At 52.9% G+C, this 17,092-nt stretch carries 14 protein-coding genes and 1 pseudogene; 6 read left to right on the top strand and 9 right to left on the bottom strand.

Features of this window, described 5'->3' with window-relative positions; translation table 11 throughout:
• Positions 1–15 precede the first annotated feature (15 nt).
• The 6 genes from QYL91_RS08015 to QYL91_RS07990 form a co-directional block, all read right to left on the bottom strand.
• Positions 16–192 (bottom strand): hypothetical protein, encoded by a 177-nt coding sequence (locus QYL91_RS08015; protein WP_302079979.1) that lies wholly within the window; start codon positions 190–192, stop codon positions 16–18.
• A 121-nt stretch (positions 193–313) separates the two neighbouring features.
• On the bottom strand, positions 314–679 hold the full coding sequence (locus QYL91_RS08010) for a DUF7344 domain-containing protein (protein WP_302079978.1): 366 nt from the start codon (positions 677–679) through the stop codon (positions 314–316).
• Positions 680–888: 209 nt separating this feature from the next.
• Positions 889–1,584, bottom strand: coding sequence for a 7-cyano-7-deazaguanine synthase QueC (gene queC, locus QYL91_RS08005; protein WP_302079977.1), 696 nt, complete (start codon positions 1,582–1,584; stop codon positions 889–891).
• The gene (folE, locus tag QYL91_RS08000) at positions 1,581–2,189 is read right to left on the bottom strand and encodes a GTP cyclohydrolase I (RefSeq protein WP_302079976.1); all 609 of its coding nucleotides are present in this window, start codon (positions 2,187–2,189) and stop codon (positions 1,581–1,583) included. The genes queC and folE overlap by 4 nt, the downstream gene beginning before the upstream one ends.
• Before the next feature lies 1 nt (position 2,190).
• Positions 2,191–2,964 (bottom strand): 7-carboxy-7-deazaguanine synthase QueE, encoded by a 774-nt coding sequence (locus QYL91_RS07995; protein ID WP_302079975.1) that lies wholly within the window; start codon positions 2,962–2,964, stop codon positions 2,191–2,193.
• Complete coding sequence (locus QYL91_RS07990; RefSeq protein WP_302079974.1) at positions 2,964–3,419, bottom strand: 6-pyruvoyl trahydropterin synthase family protein; 456 nt, start codon at positions 3,417–3,419, stop codon at positions 2,964–2,966. Before QYL91_RS07990 ends, QYL91_RS07995 begins: the two co-directional genes overlap by 1 nt.
• A gap of 123 nt (positions 3,420–3,542) precedes the next feature.
• Between QYL91_RS07990 and QYL91_RS07985 the strand changes: the two genes are divergently transcribed.
• The 4 genes from QYL91_RS07985 (at position 3,543) to QYL91_RS07970 (ending at position 9,617) form a co-directional block, all read left to right on the top strand.
• Positions 3,543–6,446 (top strand): DUF6884 domain-containing protein, encoded by a 2,904-nt coding sequence (locus QYL91_RS07985; RefSeq protein ID WP_302079973.1) that lies wholly within the window; start codon positions 3,543–3,545, stop codon positions 6,444–6,446.
• Between the two features lie 85 nt (positions 6,447–6,531).
• A complete protein-coding gene (locus QYL91_RS07980; RefSeq protein WP_302079972.1) occupies positions 6,532–7,566 on the top strand; it encodes a tRNA-guanine transglycosylase in 1,035 nt (344 codons plus the stop codon).
• Entirely contained in the window at positions 7,563–8,459 is an 897-nt protein-coding gene (locus QYL91_RS07975) for a hypothetical protein (protein WP_302079971.1), read from the top strand. Before QYL91_RS07980 ends, QYL91_RS07975 begins: the two co-directional genes overlap by 4 nt.
• Positions 8,460–9,617 carry a BREX system ATP-binding domain-containing protein gene (locus QYL91_RS07970; protein WP_302079970.1) on the top strand — a complete coding sequence of 386 codons (1,158 nt, stop codon included), beginning with the start codon at positions 8,460–8,462 and terminating at the stop codon, positions 9,615–9,617.
• A 570-nt stretch (positions 9,618–10,187) separates the two neighbouring features.
• On the opposite strand, the gene QYL91_RS07965 is transcribed toward QYL91_RS07970, so the two are convergent.
• Together QYL91_RS07965 and QYL91_RS18305 are read right to left on the bottom strand one after the other, a co-directional pair.
• Positions 10,188–11,003 carry a hypothetical protein gene (locus QYL91_RS07965; RefSeq protein WP_302079969.1) on the bottom strand — a complete coding sequence of 272 codons (816 nt, stop codon included), beginning with the start codon at positions 11,001–11,003 and terminating at the stop codon, positions 10,188–10,190.
• A gap of 2,561 nt (positions 11,004–13,564) precedes the next feature.
• Positions 13,565–13,777: a hypothetical protein gene (locus tag QYL91_RS18305; protein WP_465269218.1), complete on the bottom strand. Its 213-nt coding sequence runs from the start codon at positions 13,775–13,777 to the stop codon at positions 13,565–13,567.
• A gap of 316 nt (positions 13,778–14,093) precedes the next feature.
• Between QYL91_RS18305 and QYL91_RS07960 the strand changes: the two genes are divergently transcribed.
• Entirely contained in the window at positions 14,094–14,699 is a 606-nt protein-coding gene (locus tag QYL91_RS07960; RefSeq protein WP_302079968.1) for a site-specific integrase, read from the top strand.
• On the opposite strand, the pseudogene tnpC reads toward QYL91_RS07960, so the two are convergent.
• Positions 14,658–16,041: pseudogene (gene tnpC, locus QYL91_RS07955) on the bottom strand (IS66 family transposase). The gene QYL91_RS07960 and the pseudogene tnpC sit on opposite strands and share 42 nt — an antisense overlap.
• A 629-nt stretch (positions 16,042–16,670) precedes the next feature.
• Between tnpC and QYL91_RS07950 the strand changes: the two are divergent.
• The gene (locus tag QYL91_RS07950) at positions 16,671–17,060 is read left to right on the top strand and encodes a hypothetical protein (protein ID WP_302079967.1); all 390 of its coding nucleotides are present in this window, start codon (positions 16,671–16,673) and stop codon (positions 17,058–17,060) included.
• Positions 17,061–17,092: the final 32 nt, after the last annotated feature.

Genomic DNA, 17,092 nt, shown 5'->3' with positions numbered 1-17,092 from the left:
GGAATCTTATTTGCACTAACATCGAACGGTCCCTTCGTTACCCTCCTCACTGGCAGATTCGATTTTGCACACGAAGAATTCCCACTCTGGATACATGATAAAGCGGTTCTCTTCGATATTTTCTACGTGATCCACGTCTTCCACCTCCCAAGTATAGCAACCGTCCTCGCCCTCCACGGCGAAGTCCAGCACTCCCGTCCCGCTTCCGATAACGTGTTGAACTCTATCGAGTCTTGTCGTCTGGGAAGCCCTGGTTCATAGGTTGCTCTCTCGTCATCTATGGCAACTAAGACAGGGTTCCTCTCGAGCCCCACTATTTGAATGACTGGGCCGAAACAACAAACCGAGAGATCGCGGCGAGAACCATGTACCGCTCGATCTGTGTAGTCACTGTCACCGTCTTATGTTGCTCATCGTACTCGATTACGCCCCTCTCGTCGAGAGTTGGCAGATGTGTCTGAAGTAACCCGTTATATACAGATTCGTAGTCGTCACGCACGACGTTACGGGGAGGTGTTCCGGTTTCGATGCCTCCGAGAACCCTCGCAAGGTGTCGGACTTCAACCTCTTTCTGGCGTTCGAATAAGCTGAGATATCTAATCAGCAGGACACGACGCCGGTTACCGAGGATCGAGAAGATATCGGATATCTCGGAAGGAGCGCCATCAGCGACAGTCACGGTAATCTCACCTCTGTCGAATCCACCGATACTCCGAACTGTATCTGACCACGGGACTTTTGCGAATAGTCGCCTATAGCGAACATGCTGTCTCACCAGACAGCGCGGGTACGGTGTCTCAAGCACCGGGCCCATTTTCATGAGCCACCGCGCCTTGAATCACCATAGTGACGGAAGCCACTTAATCGCGGGCAATTCGTCGCTTATCGTTACGTCTCAGTGTAGTCAGGACGCTCCGCGTAATCGACAGGATCACGCTCCCCGAGGTTTTGAAACGCCTGAAGACGGAAAGCACAGGCATCGCAGGTACCGCATGCCGGCTCTTCCTCTCGGTAGCAGCTCCATGTATGTTCGTAGGGGACACCGAGTTCGAGCCCCCGTTCGGCGATGTCAGTCTTGGACCACTCGTCGAACGGAGCTTCGATACTGATGTCCGTCTCGGGTTTCGTGCCGACATCAACGACCTGCTGGAACGCCTCGAAGAATTCGGGGCGGCAGTCCGGATATCCCGAAAAGTCCTCGGTATGGGCACCGATGAACACTGCATCGCACTCCTTGGCTTCGGCGTACGAGGTCGCCATAGAGAGGAGATTAGCGTTCCGGAACGGAACATAGGAGGACGGAATTTCGTCGCCCTCCAGATCCGCGTCTTCGATCTCCATCTCTTCGTCGGTGAGACTCGAAGCTCCGATTTTCGAGAGGTGGTCGGTCGTGAGATGTAGGAAGTCCACGGCGTCGAAGGCTTCGGCTTGCGCCTTCGCGCATTCCAACTCCTTACTCTCAGTCTGCTGGCCGTACGATGTGTGGAGCAGATATAGGTCATAGCCGGCGTCCTGGGCGACTGCGGCGGCTGTTGCACTATCCATCCCACCTGACGCTAAGACGACTGCACGCGGTCGGTTCATCGGTTTTCCTCCCGGTCAACGGCATCGTGGAACTGTTCTCGTTCTTCCTCAGTCAGGTCTCCCACGGAGGTCCTAGTGGTAGTCATACTTTCCGTCTCTATGCCGCGCATTGATTCGCATAGGTGGGTTGCACTCACTTCGACGAGTACCGCGGGCGCGTCAAGTTCATCGGCAAGTCCAGAGGCGATATCGTTCGTCAGCCGCTCCTGCATCGTGAGCTGTCTCGTCTGCCAGCGGACGTACCGCGTGAGCTTCGATAACCCGACGACTTCTCCGGCTGGCCGGTACGCGACGTGGGCCGTCCCGAAGAATGGTAACAGGTGGTGTTCGCACAGGGAATAGATCGGAATGTCCGTCTTGATGATGAGGTCGTCGCTTTGGGCATCGAACGTTCGCATCGTCGGCTTCGATGCTTCTCGCTTCCCTTCTGTGAGTGTGTTAAACGTCTCGGGAACACGACGCTGCCACGTCTCGGTGAGACCATCTCGCTCAGGGTCTTCACCCACTGCCTCTAACAGGAGACGGACACCGCGCTGTGCTTTCTCGTAGTCGATGTCTTTCTCGCTGCCAGTCCGTTGGTTCAGTTCGGAATGTGAGCTCGTCATGTTACGTACCTGGGGCGTCGTTCCAGAGATCCACGTGCAACCGCGGAGTGTATCGGTAGCCGTACTCCATCGATAGATCTGCGACCACGGTTCGTTTCTTGTCGAGTTCCTCGCGGGTCGTCCCCTCCGGCATAAGGAGAATCTCCGAATTGGGGACACGCTTGGCGGCTGTATTTCGAATATTCTCGACTAGGTCCTCGATGTCGGGCATATCTTCGGGACCGGTAACGACGAACTTGAGTTGCGTGTCGTACTCGTCAACTAGATTCCCAAGCGCGTCGAGATCAATACGACGGTCTTCGTGACGTTCGGCCCACTCACCGTCGCCTTTCGGATCTTTATCGGGTATGGGTGTGCTTGATGTGAGTTTCGGGCTGATGCTTGCCAAGTCGATGGGGGCGTCTCGATAGATAGTTCCGTTCGTCTCTACAGTCGTGTGGTAGCCGCGGTCATCGAGACGTTTGAGAAGCGAGACCGCTCCGTCGTGGATGAGCGGCTCACCTCCCGTCAGAACGACGTGTTCGGCCTTCTCGTGAGAGTCAACTTCCGCGACAATGTCGTCAAGAGCCATGTTGGCGTGGGTCGGCTCCCATGAGGTGTGGTAAGAGTCACAGAACCAACACCGGAGGTTACAGCCGCTCGTCCGGATGAACACCGACGGTTCTCCCGTGAGTTTCCCCTCGCCCTGGAGTGAGTAGAATAGTTCGTTAATTGGGAGCGTCTCCCCATCGGCGTTGGGAGTCTCCTTCTGAGCAGAGGTCGAATTAACTGGCATCAGTGGGTAACTCCCGCACAGAGTTCAGCAGTCTCTCTGACCCGAGCCGAGACATCCGATACCGAATCCGGGAGGCTTTTGAGGAGTTTGCGTTCTAGGATGATGCTCATCACCTCTGCCGTAGGCGGGTGATCCAGAACGACAACTCCGTCTCCCTCCCCACTCTGTTCGAAGGCGTCAATTAGAGGATCGCCCTCCTCAAGGAGAAAGCGATGGTCCCACTCAGATATTATTGAAGTAATATCTCCTTTGTCCACTACCCACCCTTCATCGGTGAGTGTTCCGATTACTTCAACCGATACCTCGTAGTTGTGACCGTGAGGGCGACTGCACTTCCCGTCGTGATGTAAGATGCGATGCCCTGTACTGATTCTGATCGGTCGATCCTCGCCCACGTATAGTGTTCGCTCGCCAGCGTCGGCGAGGTTAGAAGAGGATTCTTGCTCTAAGGACATGATCGATCCTTCTTAGAGTATGCACTAAATATTATCGGAAGAATACCGTAGTAGTTCTCCGTCCCGAGAGAAAGGGATATTCATATGATGGAACCAAGTAAGGCTAAGACGGTGATCTAATCTGTGAGGTTCTACGTTCCTGAGTGGGACGACGCGGTCGATGCGCACTACGATTTCGAACACGACGAGCTCTCAAATCTCGACCGTCAGGAGCGTGAGCTAGATTACATCTGGGATATATTCGACCACGAAACAACACCTATCGACGGGGTACTAATCTCGCGTGAACAAGTAGAGGAGACGAATAGGAAGGCGGAGCGTCTCATTAAGTACGGCGTCTACGACGACCCGGTTCTTTCTGTTCCGGAGTGGCTCCCGACAATCAGTGACTGCGGGGCATGGGGGTACAAATCCCTCCCTTTCCCGCCATATGGAAACGAGGAGATGCTCGACTTCTACGAGGAGTTGGAAATCTCCGTAGGGGTCACAATCGATCACTTGGTACTCGGTTCCGGCAAGGACAAGGGCCGTCTCTACCTCGACGAGCGAGCCTTCGGGGACAAGTTCGAAGAAGACGATATTCCCGACGCCCTTGAGGACACTGTGGATCTGATGGTCGATGAGTGGCCGGACGAGTGGCCAGATTACGTTGACGAGTACGAGCCTTCGATACAAGCCGCGAGTGCCGCAGAAGTGGAAACATTCAGTCCGGACACGTTCCGTGGAGACATCGACGCAGTTCTCGCTAGACTATCGGACGATCCGCGTGCGGTATACCGTGACGACGACAAGAAGTTCCGTTACGAGCTTACGCTACGCAACGCGCGAGAGATGTACGACCTGTACCAGACCGAGGATCGCCCGTTCCGGTTGATGGTAGCGATCCAGGGATGGGACCCAGAGTCGTACGTCAGGGCCGTCAAAGAGGTGCTCGATATCGGGTATGACTACCTCGGAATCGGCGGCGTTGCCGGAAGTCCGATCCACGACGTGAGACAGATCGTAAAGGGGGTAGGGAAAGCCGTCAAGTCCTTCGAGCGGGAGAACAATACCCGAGTCGATTCGCACGTTTTCGGCTTTGCGAAAGCCGAGGGATTCGAAACTGTCGGGCGGTCCGGAATGTCGAGTTTCGACAGCGCGAGTATGTTGCGTTCGGCCTGGACCGGTGGCGAGAACTATCGCCTGTACGACGACGAACGATACGACGCTATCCGAGTCAGGTATCCGTCTAACGGAGATGACCTCCGAGAGGCGGTTCAGAAATCTCTCCGAGGGAGAGAGACGCTCGTTGCGCTGCGCGCTTACGATGCAGAAACGTCGATCGAGGAAGCCATTCAGACCTGGCACCAGAAAGCCCAAAAAGTCCTCCCTGCGACCCGTGAATACCTGCGCTGTCATCGCCACGACGATCGATACGACGAATCTCGGTTACGGGATGTAGAGGCTGCGCTCCGAGACGACTTTGAATACGCTGGAGAGCTCCAAGTGGCCTTCAGCGACGACCTGAGAGGGAAAATCGTCAAGCTTCTTCGTGAAGACACAGCTCAGGATCCGATACCAATTGAACAGTACGACGAATTGCTCTCAGTGGCGGAACAAGAATTTGAGGGGTTCCCACGGGTGCCGACGGTCTTAGAGCGCCAGAACCCTTCGAACGCTTACGACCGAATCTGGTCTGTCGTCAATGATTACGCGGAGTGGATCGGGGACGATGACCTACTAGAAGAATACAGGAAGACGCTGCGGGAGCGTCCCTGGGAGAGGTGCGACTGCCCGATTTGTGAGGAGAACGGAATTGAGGTGTGTATCTTCCGTGGTAATGACCGAAATCGACGTCGTGGATTCCACAACACGCGCCGATTCTACGATGAGTTCGCTGACGAGCTACCAAAGCTTCTCATCGCAGTCAAAGGAACGCCCAATCTGAATCAGATCAGTGACGTAGAAGCGTATCTCCGGAGCGAGCACCCAGACTTCTGGGAACATGTCCACGACCTACCGGTCGCAGAAATAGGAGTGGTTGACGCAAAAGGGATTCAAGAGTGGTGGAACGAGACGCCCTCTACTGTATCCTTCGCTCCCAACAGAATGGCAGAGAATTTAGAGACCCAGACAGCACGGTACCAGAAGATGTTCCTGCTAATGTCCGACGAGAAGGTTGATTCCTCCGTATCTGACGCTGTAGCGGAAAACGACTGCGAACTACATGCGTTCGACGACGCTGAGGCGCTACGGGAGAGCGTCCTAGAGGCGTGTGGTCGTAACTATGTTGCAGGCGACGATTTTGTCCCCCATCCACCAGAACTCGATACGAGAGATGGACTGAACGTCCTCATCATCGACCAATGCTCTGGTTCCAAAGATATCCCGGAAGGGGCACCTGTCTTCGACGCGGAAGAGACCCTCAAGTACTCACGAGAGGAGTTGTTGAATCGGGATAATGTTCCGGGGATCGCCGCACGCGACCTATACACCGGCAGACAGCAAGAATTCGTGAAGGATGCAGTACGTCGGTTGCAGAGTCAGGGACATAACGCTAACCGATATTTCATCAGCGCGGGATTCGGTCTCGTGGCGGACGACGAATCCCTTCCACCCTACGAAGTGACCTTTAGTTCGATGAACGTCGGGGAGATACGAGAGCGCTCGAAGCGACTTCAGATCAAGGAGGATCTCAGGCAGGTTATAGACGAAGCGGATTATGATGTTGTGTTCTTTACTCTCGGTAGCGATTACTACACCAGCATTGAGATCGATGAGATGGTGCAGGAAGTGCGCGCAGATCGGATCGGGGTGGTGTTCAACCGCGAACTCGTCGATGGTCAGTTCGAGAACATCGTATCGGTTCCCGCCCGGACGGAAGACGCAAAGAACCACGGCACCATTGTTGTAGGCCTAAAAGGGCTCTATATGGAAAATTTCGCTTCTCGTCTGAGTAACCTCGATACCTTACGCCCCCACGATATCGAAGAACTCTGCCGACGTGTCGAAGATGGTCCAACTCAAACGGCTTTCGAGAAGTTCTAGAGAAAGGTCAACGAATCTTTCATCACCTCGACAAGTATATCGGGCCAGTAGTTAAGTGTGATAACAGCTTATCCGAGCGGGAGGGATGTTGTACAGAAGACGAAAACTCGACCTCCCGCACGGGGAGTTGTACACCCCAGTACTATTCCCTGTTCGCAATATCGGGAAGCGGTCGAGTGACAATACCCCGACGTACGTCGGCACTATCCCGGATTTCTCGGCGGCGATGATTAACGCTCGGTCGATCAGGAACCGGGAACCGATGTGGAATAGACTGACCAACGGCGTCACGTTACGAGAAGAGATGGACGTCCCGGAGGACACGATAGTCTTCGCAGATAGCGGAGGGTTCGATTTCTCCGGAGAAGAGATCGACACTACCCCAGCAGAAACGCTCGAGACACAGGACCAACTCGAAGCGGACATCTACGGAACTGTCGATGCCCCCCTATCTAGGGAGAACCGCGCGGCGGAAAACCAACGACGTATCGACCAGAGCGTCGAATACGCCCTTGAGGCGAGTGATCGCCACACTGGAGACGCGTTGCTCTTCGCAAGCGTGCACGGGTATGACCCCGAAACCATCCGGAATAGCATCCGGCATCTGGAGAAAAACGGCGACTTCGACGGATACGCCCTTGGAAGTATGGTCCCTATCCGAACCGACTACAAGAAGGTAACTAAACTGGTACTTTCGGCGAGACAGGCTACGGACAAGCACTTGCACGTGTACGGCCTCGGCGGCATCGTCTACCAACCGCTCCTGCTGTACCTCGGCGTCGATAGCTTCGACTCGTCGGCGTTCATACGAAGTGCGGGCAATCGGAACTATCTGATTCCCGGATTCGGTGGCGAACCACTACGGAACATTGAGTCGTTAGATAGACTGCCCTGCCCGTGTCCCGTCTGTGGACAGCGGGAACTAGAGGAGATCCGTGAAGACCGGACCGCGCTCACCAAGCACAACCTCTGGGCTCTGGCGACTGAACTCAGGCGATTCCGGTACGTTGTCGAAGCGGAGCGGGACGTTGAGGAGTATCTCGACCTCCGGTTCCAGGGGAACGAGGTTACCAGACGGGCGTACGAGACCGCCAAGCAGCAAGTGCGGAGGCTCACATGACCGAAGTGAGGGCCACCATCCGACCGGTCACCCTGAGCCGCTTGGTAGAGCTCACCCACGTCTGCCAAGAAGGAGCCAAATCCACGGATGAAGTCGAGGCAGCCCTCAACGTCAGCCACCGCCGTGCGCGCGAAACGATCCTCGAAGCGGAGCGTATCTCACTCCTGTCCAAGAAGGGTGACGAAGAGGAGTCCGTTTACGCGACCACTGACGTTGGTGAGTCGTTCCTAGAGGCGGTCCGAACGGAGGACTGGCAAGGAGCGAGTGCCATCCTTGCCACGCACAGCCCACACTACAAGGCGTTCATCGAAACCTTAGAGGACGATGGTCGGGGCGGCCTGGATGCCCTATTGGAACGACTGGAGGAAACCCAAGAGTTCACCCCGTACTCGTTCAACCAGACCGGAATAGAGGTCGTCGGCGACTGGGCGGAACGTCTGGGGCGTGTTCAGCGGAACGCCTTCTCCGGGAGTTACTACCTGAAGGACCGTTCCGGGGCACCGCCCAACTTCCACACCGTACTGCTCGAAGTCTACGACGACCTCGAACAGACTGCGGGAGTGGACTTGCGCCAGCGGTACATGTCGATTCCGAGACTCCGCGAGGAAGTATGTGAACGGCTTGGTTGTGCCCGCGATGACTTCGACGATGCCTTGCTCGCGGTGTGTCAGCAGAACGTGGGTAAACTTGAGCTCTCGGGCGCTCCTCTGGACTCGGCGGCGAAGGACGCCACTCTCGGTATCAAGCAGATAGAACGATCCGATGACGGTGACCTCGTTACGACGTCGCAGTCCACACAGCAGGTGATGAGCGGCGTGGAACTGTACGACAAACAATACTACTACCTCGCGGTGTACGACCGCGACATCACGTTCAACAAGGAGGCCTCATAGATGTCCGACGCATTCACAATCAACGACGAACAGCAAGATTACTCTCAGTACGATCTGGACGCGAACCCGTTTCCGTATAGTCCGGTTCCGGACGAGAATCCCGAGATCTACTGCGGGCAGCAACACGTCTCGGACAAGATCAGCTCGACAGTGTCGTCGATGCTCGCAACCGGCAAGTCCAAGCACCTCGTGGTGACCGGGAAGTACGGAAACGGGAAGTCACACACGCTCAAATACACCCGTTCCCTGCTACGAGACCGAGACGATGTCGTCGTCGGATACGTGGCACAACCCGGCGAAGGGTTTCTCGACATCTACCACGAGTTCGTGTACGACCTTGGATTTAACCGGCTTCAGGAGATCGCCTACGAGTTTCTCGCAACGGTCGCGCGTGACAGCACAGAAACTAATCCGATTGGTGCGAGCGCTATGCGCTCGCTCATTGATGAGGGCGATGTCCTGCTATCCGACATCGTTCCGGAAGCGATCCGACGGCTTAGCGACGTGACAAAATTCGCTGACTTTGCGAGAGCAATCGTTCACATGGTGTACGAGGACACCAATCTATACGCCTGGCAGTGGCTCACCGCGGAGGGAATCCGGTACGAACAGCGCAAAGAAATGGAGATCCACAGCGCACTAGATGATGATACGATGGGGGTGAGGGCGTTTACCGCTCTCAAAAACACGTTACTAGAGCTCGGATATACCGGCGTCTTCGTGTTCGTGGACGAGTTCGAGAGTGTCGCTCGCCTCTCTACAAAAGACGAACAGGCAACCCTGAACAGTATTCGGCACCTGATGGATCAGAACAGTTCAGGACTCTGTATGCTGTTTGGATGTGCTCCCGAAGTCTGGCAGGACGTGATGAGCGAATATCATGCATTCAGCGAAAGAATCGGACAAGAAGTATCACTCCGTCCGTTGACTAGCGAGCATCTTTACGAGCTAATAGGGGACTATCTAGACCGTGAGAGACGCTCGAATACAGATGCCAGTCAAGTTCGGCCGTTTACGCAAGAAAGCCTTGATCTGATTTTACAACGGTCGCAAGGCAATATTCGGCAAGTGTTAGCACTTTGTAGCCGTGTTCTAGATGATGCAGCGATAGAAGATCGGCAGAAGATCACCGCTGAATTTGTTCAGGAAGTAATATAGAATCTTTAATATCAGATGCGAAGACAAGCGATGCAAAATTGATTACTGCACGGCCTTGACTAAAGTGATCGATAGCGTGGGGGTTTCTCCAGGATGTTCTGACAGCGGGAACAGAGCCGATACTGCGTGCCGCGCTCTTTCGTCGGGAATTCTGGCATATCTTCCGTTTGCACCGAATGTGCCGAGATCAGTTTCCAGTCCGACTCATCACTGGTCAGCGTCTCGCCGCACCTCGGACTATACCCGACTCCTAAGTCTGGGATGTGCACCGTGACATAATCCGCACCACACTGATTTGAACTGAAGAGCAGAGGATCATCTCCTTCGTACTCTCCAACGAGAATCGGAATGTTCGGGTCGGTCACTTCACTGGTCACACCGTACACCTCCAATTGATGTATCAGTCATTCCAGAGTTAGAGTACGAACTATTTGGCTTAAAAGGTTAGGAGGGGTGTGGACTTTGCAAAGGAGACACTCGTGGATCTAACTGAAGGAGAACGTGAAGAAACCCGCGTTTAGACTCGATATCACGCGTTCTCTCGGAATTAGAAACGCAAGCAGAGGCTGATCAGGTATCCTCGTCAGGGCGGCGATAAAGCGTGTATTCTGTTGCGTAGCCCTGTTTTGCAGCGGCCGATATGAGATCCGCACACTCCGGACAGAGTGAGAGGTCTGTTTCAAGGCCATGTTCATCGATGTGGACGACGTGTTCGGAGTCATCGTCAAGTAAAGCTCCGCACTTTTGACAGCCCCGAGCGTCGATCCAATCATCGTAGAGACTTTTCGTTACTCCCTGTGCCGCTACCAATGACGAAAAGTAACGGATTGGATATAGCTGATCCCAATCAAGGACGTGATTTAGATTGTTCCTTGGGAAATATTCGAGGGATTGTTCTTGAACAGTCGCACGGTCGCGGAACCCAATAATCCGACCAACTCCCTCCTGAAGTCGGAGATGAACCAGAAGAAACCAATCGGCCGCAGGAACGTCAGTCGAGACGACCAGTCGCGGTCGAGAATGTTCTGTTGCGGTCGTCTTTGTGTCGATAGTGTAGTCTCCGACCTGATGATCGTACCCGGGATCCCCGTCCGCGTATACTTTCTCGTCCAGGTCGAGGCCTAGGACCCCACCTGCCACAAGTTCGCCGGTGTGACCGATTTCATGTGCTTCTGTCCGTCCACACGTTCCGTATAGTTCTCCACTGCCTGTCTTGCTCTCGTCACGTTGCCGTGCTATTTGTCGAGACTTATTGTGTATCCCCTGAAACAAAGCCTGAGGGACTGCTGCATCCAGAGGCACTTCGGGCAATTCGTCGATGGGAACGTCTGCTGCCGATATTGGTGGGTCAGGAAGTTGCGAATTTGAGTCTGTGATCGTATGCATAGTATCACCGCGACCGAGGGTTGCTGCCTACTGGGACAAACACCCCTGCGCGGTCGCGCCAGTTACTCCACGCGACCGCGCAACTACAGCGGTGAGAGAAAATTCTTAGCTGTCTGTCGCCTCACGAGGATGGTTTCTGGAAGTCGGATGTGCCACCAGTGTGCCATAGAAACATTCCCGGATCACGTAGCCGTTTCCTGTGGATGCTCAACACAAGCGTTCTACTCATCATTGCTCATCAAGCCAAACTACTCACACAACCACCACTCAACTCAATCAGAGTTCTGATATAATGTCATCTCTCACACCCCTTCCCGAACTGGGCATGCTATTACTCCTCACCCATCACACTGTCTTCCACTCCCCACGTCACTTATCCACAGGAGCCAATTATCAGATAGGTTTCTAACCTCTGAGGGCGCCGTAAGAAGGGGGTCAAATGGAAATTTGCCCCCTAAGTATCGGCAGTAGAGGCTTTGGTTCTCTTACTTCGGTTCCGAATTAACCTTTCTACTGCGCCCTCAACCTCTGCATATATCGTGCTACCTATCCACTCACTCTCTTACTTTACTTCCAACCATACTACCCATATTTCCTTTTTTGTATCCCTTCTGGGGTAGTCTCTGAAGATCTGTTCCCATGAGAACTAGAAGCTTCCAGCATGATGTCCCGGAAGGGTTCGCGGGAACTCACACACACATTTATCAATATCTCAACTATAGCAACAGATCCCTCCAAAGAGCAGACCACACGCACTGGTCTCAGTGCACCCAACCCTCGCCCACAAACCCAACTCCGGAAGCACCCCCGCGAGAGGGTCACCAGATACAAGACGTGTGTCCCCTCTCCGCTCATGACCCCGCAACAAACACCAGATATCCTTATCACAAACCATACACAACGCACAACCAACTCACCAAGGCCGACTGCCGCCAGAAGTCCGCCCACCAGACGCACCCACTCCACAATGAGCCCCTCCAATGGGGCCATCACACGTACGTCACCCTGTTCCTTAGGACGATTTCCCCCGACGTACATGGGTGTTTTACCCCCATCCACAACCTTAGATTGTTTTAGAGTATCTATAACCTTCTCAAAATCCTCAGAATAGAACTAACCACCCGCAATAAACGCCAATCACACACTCAAAACGTTTTAGAGAGTTTCTACACCATCTTCAAGGCGTCATTTTTTGTTGTTATCAACTGGTTGAATGCATAAGAAAGAAATTCGTGCCAAAATAAAAAGAGGAGACTATAGTGAGACTATAGACAGCCCATTCAACTCCTCTAAAGCAAGGATTCTGGCGTTTCACACAATCCCGATAATCCAAGTTGGTTATGAGTTCGAGGAAACCGGAGAACGGCGTCCCAGATGCTCTACTACCCGGTATACTCTATGTAATATGCATGACTCCAAACTATAGTCTCACTATAGACCCTCAGATACCAGGCGGTTCAGTGGGTTCAACACCGAGAAGCTAAAATCAGCCATCTGCCAACAAGCATATGACTATGGGAGAAATTCAGTTTCCCGCACTCACGAATTCTATTCACTAAAATAATGGTATGAATGATTACTCCAGTCTATAGTCACACTATAGGCATAAAAGAAACGGGCGATAGCAAGCCAGTACGCCAAGATGTAACTGGTGCAGTCTTCACAAACACCTTATGTGTAAAAATAACTATCAATATTAGTATATTTCACCCGATTTCTTATAAACTAAAATATGTCGTTCTATAGTAAGACTATAGAATGCCTGATTAATGGCAGACGGAAAGCTGGTAGTGAATATGAAAGAGTTTTCAGATAGTAAAGAGTAATTGAGATGCTCTGCGTGATTGCTGAAACTCGTAATCAACTGCATTTACCGTAGAAGAAAACGGCTTGTTAGACTATTTGCGGCGGGGATTCGATGGGTTCGAATTCAAGGTGCTGGGTGGGGGAGTTCTCTCTAGAGTAGTATATGGAAAGTTAAATTTCTGCCGTAAAATCGAGAGGGTGGGGGAGATACCACGGTCCTTGTAGACGTGATTGAAATAGATCGAGGACTTTATTCAGCGTTGTTATTAGCGTGATTGCTCAGAGACTACGTGTTAATTTATTTCTCAAGAAGAAGTGAATGTGTTTGGAGTGCGGCACTGAAGATACTCGTGGCTCTGAACAGAGAATGTACATATATCAGTTTAGATATGATACTGCTGAGGAGGAGAAAGGGTTTGATACTGAAGTCCAAGTGATTTCTTTGACGCGAGAACGGTTGTTGAATGAACTAGTTTTGGCTCGGGAATCATAGTGAAGGCGATTAAGAATAAAGTGCAGACGAGAGCTGGAATATTCTCGTTCATATTCTGAATGACGCTCTGCCAACTAACAAAATAGAGTTTTATTTTAGAGGATAGTCGCTGTTGAGGAAACACGAACGTTAAGAAAAATAATGTGATTCATGGAGAGAATTCCAAGAAGAGTGCGTAGTAGGTAACTAGTGATGCAGAGCGTGAGAAATGTCGTGAGTCATGAGTTCGGTACTTACGTTTAGTGAGAAGAAGCGGGTTGAATTAACGAGTGGTTGCTGTTTTATCTACGGAATGATCGCTGTCAGGGAGACGGTGGTAGACCGCTTCTCCGAATAGGGGGCTACGGTAAATTGAGTAGTCACAGTTTTCCAGTTCGATGCAGAACTGGGAGAAGTTCCGGTTATCATTGTTGCAGCACACTGGGAGAGGTTCCTCGGTAGTGTCCGGTGTGTTTTGCTGCATCTCATGACGAATTTGATACCGGCTTGTCTACCTATCGAACCACGGGATTGCCGGAAATGATAGACGATGTAATCAATCTCGAAGCCGTTTTTGAGGTTGAGCTACGCAGTCTCCGAGGGTATCATAGAACTATTCTCACACCGCGATCTACCGGCACCTTACCCTTAAGTCAAACTTAGCAATACAGGGAAATGAGGTCAATGATCGAGTGTAGAATTGGTCTACGTAGGCATCCGGAAGTAGCCGGAGAGTTAGAGCTTAACGGTCGGAAAAACGAACTGAGCTACGCATCGAAAGGGGCTATCCGACAGGGCTACGACAGATCGAATTGGAGTCGAAAGGGGGCAGAGAAATGAGGGGGACCTATCCCACAGTCTCATTCCTCCATCCAATCTCTCCCGACAAGGCAGCCGCAATGTTTCTGCTGAAGAAGAAAGAAGACTGCTCTCACGATACTATCGAGAATTACGAAGACGGCTTAGCCATATTCGGGAGGTGGACTGACGAGTATGGTATCGACAATCTGAATAACCTGACGGGGAGGGATCTGCTCAATTTCAAACAGTGGCGAAAAACCAATTCTGGAGTCAATAAGATGACCCTCAATGGGAATCTAGCTGTCGTAAAGACATTTCTGGGGTTCTGTGAAGACATTGAAGCAGTACAAGACGGGCTTGCAGACAAAGTTCCGATGCCAGACGTGAGCGAGGAAGAGGAAGTTCGAATGGATCCTCCGTCAGATGAACTAGTCTGGTCCGTGCGCGAATTTCTGAACAAATACCGATATGGGTCACGAATCCACGTTGAAGTGGAACTCATCGCCGAAATCGGCATACGTATGGGCGCTTGCCGCGCCATCGATGAAGAAGACTTCTATCCTGAAGGTACGTGTTTACCCCGAGGATTCAACGGCCGGCACAGCCTGAGTCCGTGAAATCATCTCGTTGTCTCGGGAAACTCGCTTGAGTTCGTCGTAGGGATTGCGTCCCTGCTGGCGCCACGTCGCCAGCAGGGACAGCAGCGTCTCATGAACGAACATTCCGCGATCGTTCCGGAGCGTTCCGATAAGTTTCCGTAGGACCACCGGTTCACGGAGCGCGTTTTCGGCGGCGTTGTTTGTCGGAGAGACCGCTGGCTCACCGACGAAGGTGAGCCAGTGGTCGAGGCCACCTTCTATCTTTCCGAGCAGTGTTGCCACTGGTCCGTCGGGAACTGACCGCTCAATCAACGACTCAACCTCTCTACGTGCTACGCGCTGTAGTTCAGCTCGCTCACGAATGGTCAAGTCGCTCTCCAGCCGAGTCTGGAGAGCGACGTACAACTGCTTGAGAGAGTCGTAGATCGGTTTGCCTTCTGGCTGCTTCTCAGCGACATCTTCAGCCTCTCGCAGAATATGTGCCCAACACCGCTGTAAGTTGTCGCTGAAGGCTGGATAGGCCGTCCATCCATCACAGATGACCGTTCCCGCGAAGTCCTCGCCGAGGACTTCCGCGGGAACATCGCTCCCACGACTCTCTCTAACTGCGTACAGCGTGTGGCTCTCGGTGGTGAACGTCCAGATCCAGGCCTGCTCGCCGTCACGCTTGATTCCTGTCTCATCGACATGAACAACGTCAGCCTGCTGGATCTGACGGCGAATCTGGTTGTATTCACAGCGACCGGCGCGCGCAGCGCGCTCGGTCGCGTGCCATGCGGACGCGCCCGACAACTCCAGTCCATGCAACTGGTCGAAACGGTCTGCAATCTTCCGATAGGGGAAGCGATAATCATACCTCGACAGTGCTGATTGGGCGATAACGTTCACCCCGAACTGCCCCTCATCGGGGCAGTCGGGGTGTGTAGCGACTGTCTCAGTCCCACAGGAGTCGCACTGGTAGCAGTGGCGGTTGTATTGCGTGACTTCTGGTGGCTGTGGGTCCGGAATCTCCTCGACGAGTCGGGGGCTGACGCCCACCGACTCGTCGAAGTGTTGGCCACACTCTGGACAACAGTCACAGGTGACCTCAACTTCTTCGTCTGGATCAGCTGTAGAGCGCCACTCCGGGTCGTGACCGTCCTTTCGTCCGGGAGTGCCGCCATCAGTTCTGACATCGTCGTTCGTCGTCTTGCGAGGTCGGGGACTCGTCAGTCCCCGACCGTCGCTTACTCGGTGGTGTATGTGGATTCTCGTATTTGCGAAGGCGTGTTTCGAGTTCTTCGATTCGCTCTTGCTGCTCTTCGATTCGTTCGTCCTTTTGCTCAAGTTTCTCCTCCAGCTCGTCAATTCGCTCTTCCATCTGGAGAAACCGTGAGAGAAGTTCGTCTTTGCTGAGGTCATCCCAATCCACTATGACCACCTCAGCGTTACCTCAGCAGGGCTACCGGGATGGTCTCCGAGCGGAGACCATCCCTGGAGAAATTCAATTAGCCCTTGTTGAGGGTACATATCGCCCCGATTGGTCGCCTGTTACGAGATAGTGGCGAAATTCATCGGGGCTAAACACGTACTCCTGAAGAAAAGAAGATTCACCTTCGGCACCGTCCGGAGGGCCCCGATAAACGAGGGACTCCCCTGAAGAACAAATCAGCAGGAGAACGGAATATAACCATCTCGACTAAACTCCGAGATGCTATTCGGGCCTATCTCAACAGTCCGGAACGGCCTGAAGGAGTTGACGAATATGGGAGGAGGCCGTTACTAACCTGTGAAAATTCAAAAGGAGATATCGGTAGGATCGGCGTTGACGTAATTCGTGACGATCTCTACAAAATAACTCGCCCGTGTGAAATAGACGATAGCTGCCCTGCTGATAGGGATCTTGAAAACTGTGAGGCAACAAGAGTTCGGTATGCCTACAGATGTCCGGAAAACACGACTCCACATCCGCTTCGAACATGGTCAATAACATATCAGCTGAGCGAAGGTATGGACATGGCAAAGCTAAGTGACCGAGTGGACGTTTCTGTCCCTACGCTGAAAAAGCACTACGATGACCGGAAAGAGGAAAGAAAGCGCAAGCAACGGCTGAAAGAAGTAGGTAAGCTACCACGATACAGTGTTGAGGAGGATCCCGCAAAGGACGACGACGAATTTGACGGGACACCAATCGCTGTCAATCCGTTGCTTACGTGTCTATTTGCACTCGTAGGACTTACTAGGTGGGCACAGCGACGGCTTCGGCGAGAACTACGATCTATGGCTCCTGCAAACGAGTCGCTCCAGATCACTCCGCAGAAAGCGGCTAAAAGTATTGGGTCGTACACATTGATGGTCATGCTACTCTCAGCCGATCTTGTCTTGCTTGGTATGTTCTAATCGAATCAAGTGGGACTCATCTATTCACTATA

The organism is Salinibaculum rarum, assembly GCF_030505615.1.
GTDB lineage: Archaea > Halobacteriota > Halobacteria > Halobacteriales > Haloarculaceae > Salinibaculum > Salinibaculum rarum.
This window is presented reverse-complemented; position numbering and strand designations above follow the sequence as displayed.

What these genes read in the sequence shown, in the direction of transcription:
- QYL91_RS07950 (WP_302079967.1), top strand. Translation starts at nt 16,671, where the DNA reads ATGGACATGGCAAAGCTAAGTGACCGAGTGGACGTTTCTGTCCCTACG.
- QYL91_RS07980 (WP_302079972.1), top strand. Translation starts at nt 6,532, where the DNA reads ATGTTGTACAGAAGACGAAAACTCGACCTCCCGCACGGGGAGTTGTAC.
- QYL91_RS07965 (WP_302079969.1), bottom strand. Translation starts at nt 11,003, where the DNA reads ATGCATACGATCACAGACTCAAATTCGCAACTTCCTGACCCACCAATA.
- QYL91_RS07970 (WP_302079970.1), top strand. Translation starts at nt 8,460, where the DNA reads ATGTCCGACGCATTCACAATCAACGACGAACAGCAAGATTACTCTCAG.
- QYL91_RS07975 (WP_302079971.1), top strand. Translation starts at nt 7,563, where the DNA reads ATGACCGAAGTGAGGGCCACCATCCGACCGGTCACCCTGAGCCGCTTG.
- folE (WP_302079976.1), bottom strand. Translation starts at nt 2,189, where the DNA reads ATGACGAGCTCACATTCCGAACTGAACCAACGGACTGGCAGCGAGAAA.
- QYL91_RS07990 (WP_302079974.1), bottom strand. Translation starts at nt 3,419, where the DNA reads ATGTCCTTAGAGCAAGAATCCTCTTCTAACCTCGCCGACGCTGGCGAG.
- QYL91_RS07995 (WP_302079975.1), bottom strand. Translation starts at nt 2,964, where the DNA reads ATGCCAGTTAATTCGACCTCTGCTCAGAAGGAGACTCCCAACGCCGAT.
- queC (WP_302079977.1), bottom strand. Translation starts at nt 1,584, where the DNA reads ATGAACCGACCGCGTGCAGTCGTCTTAGCGTCAGGTGGGATGGATAGT.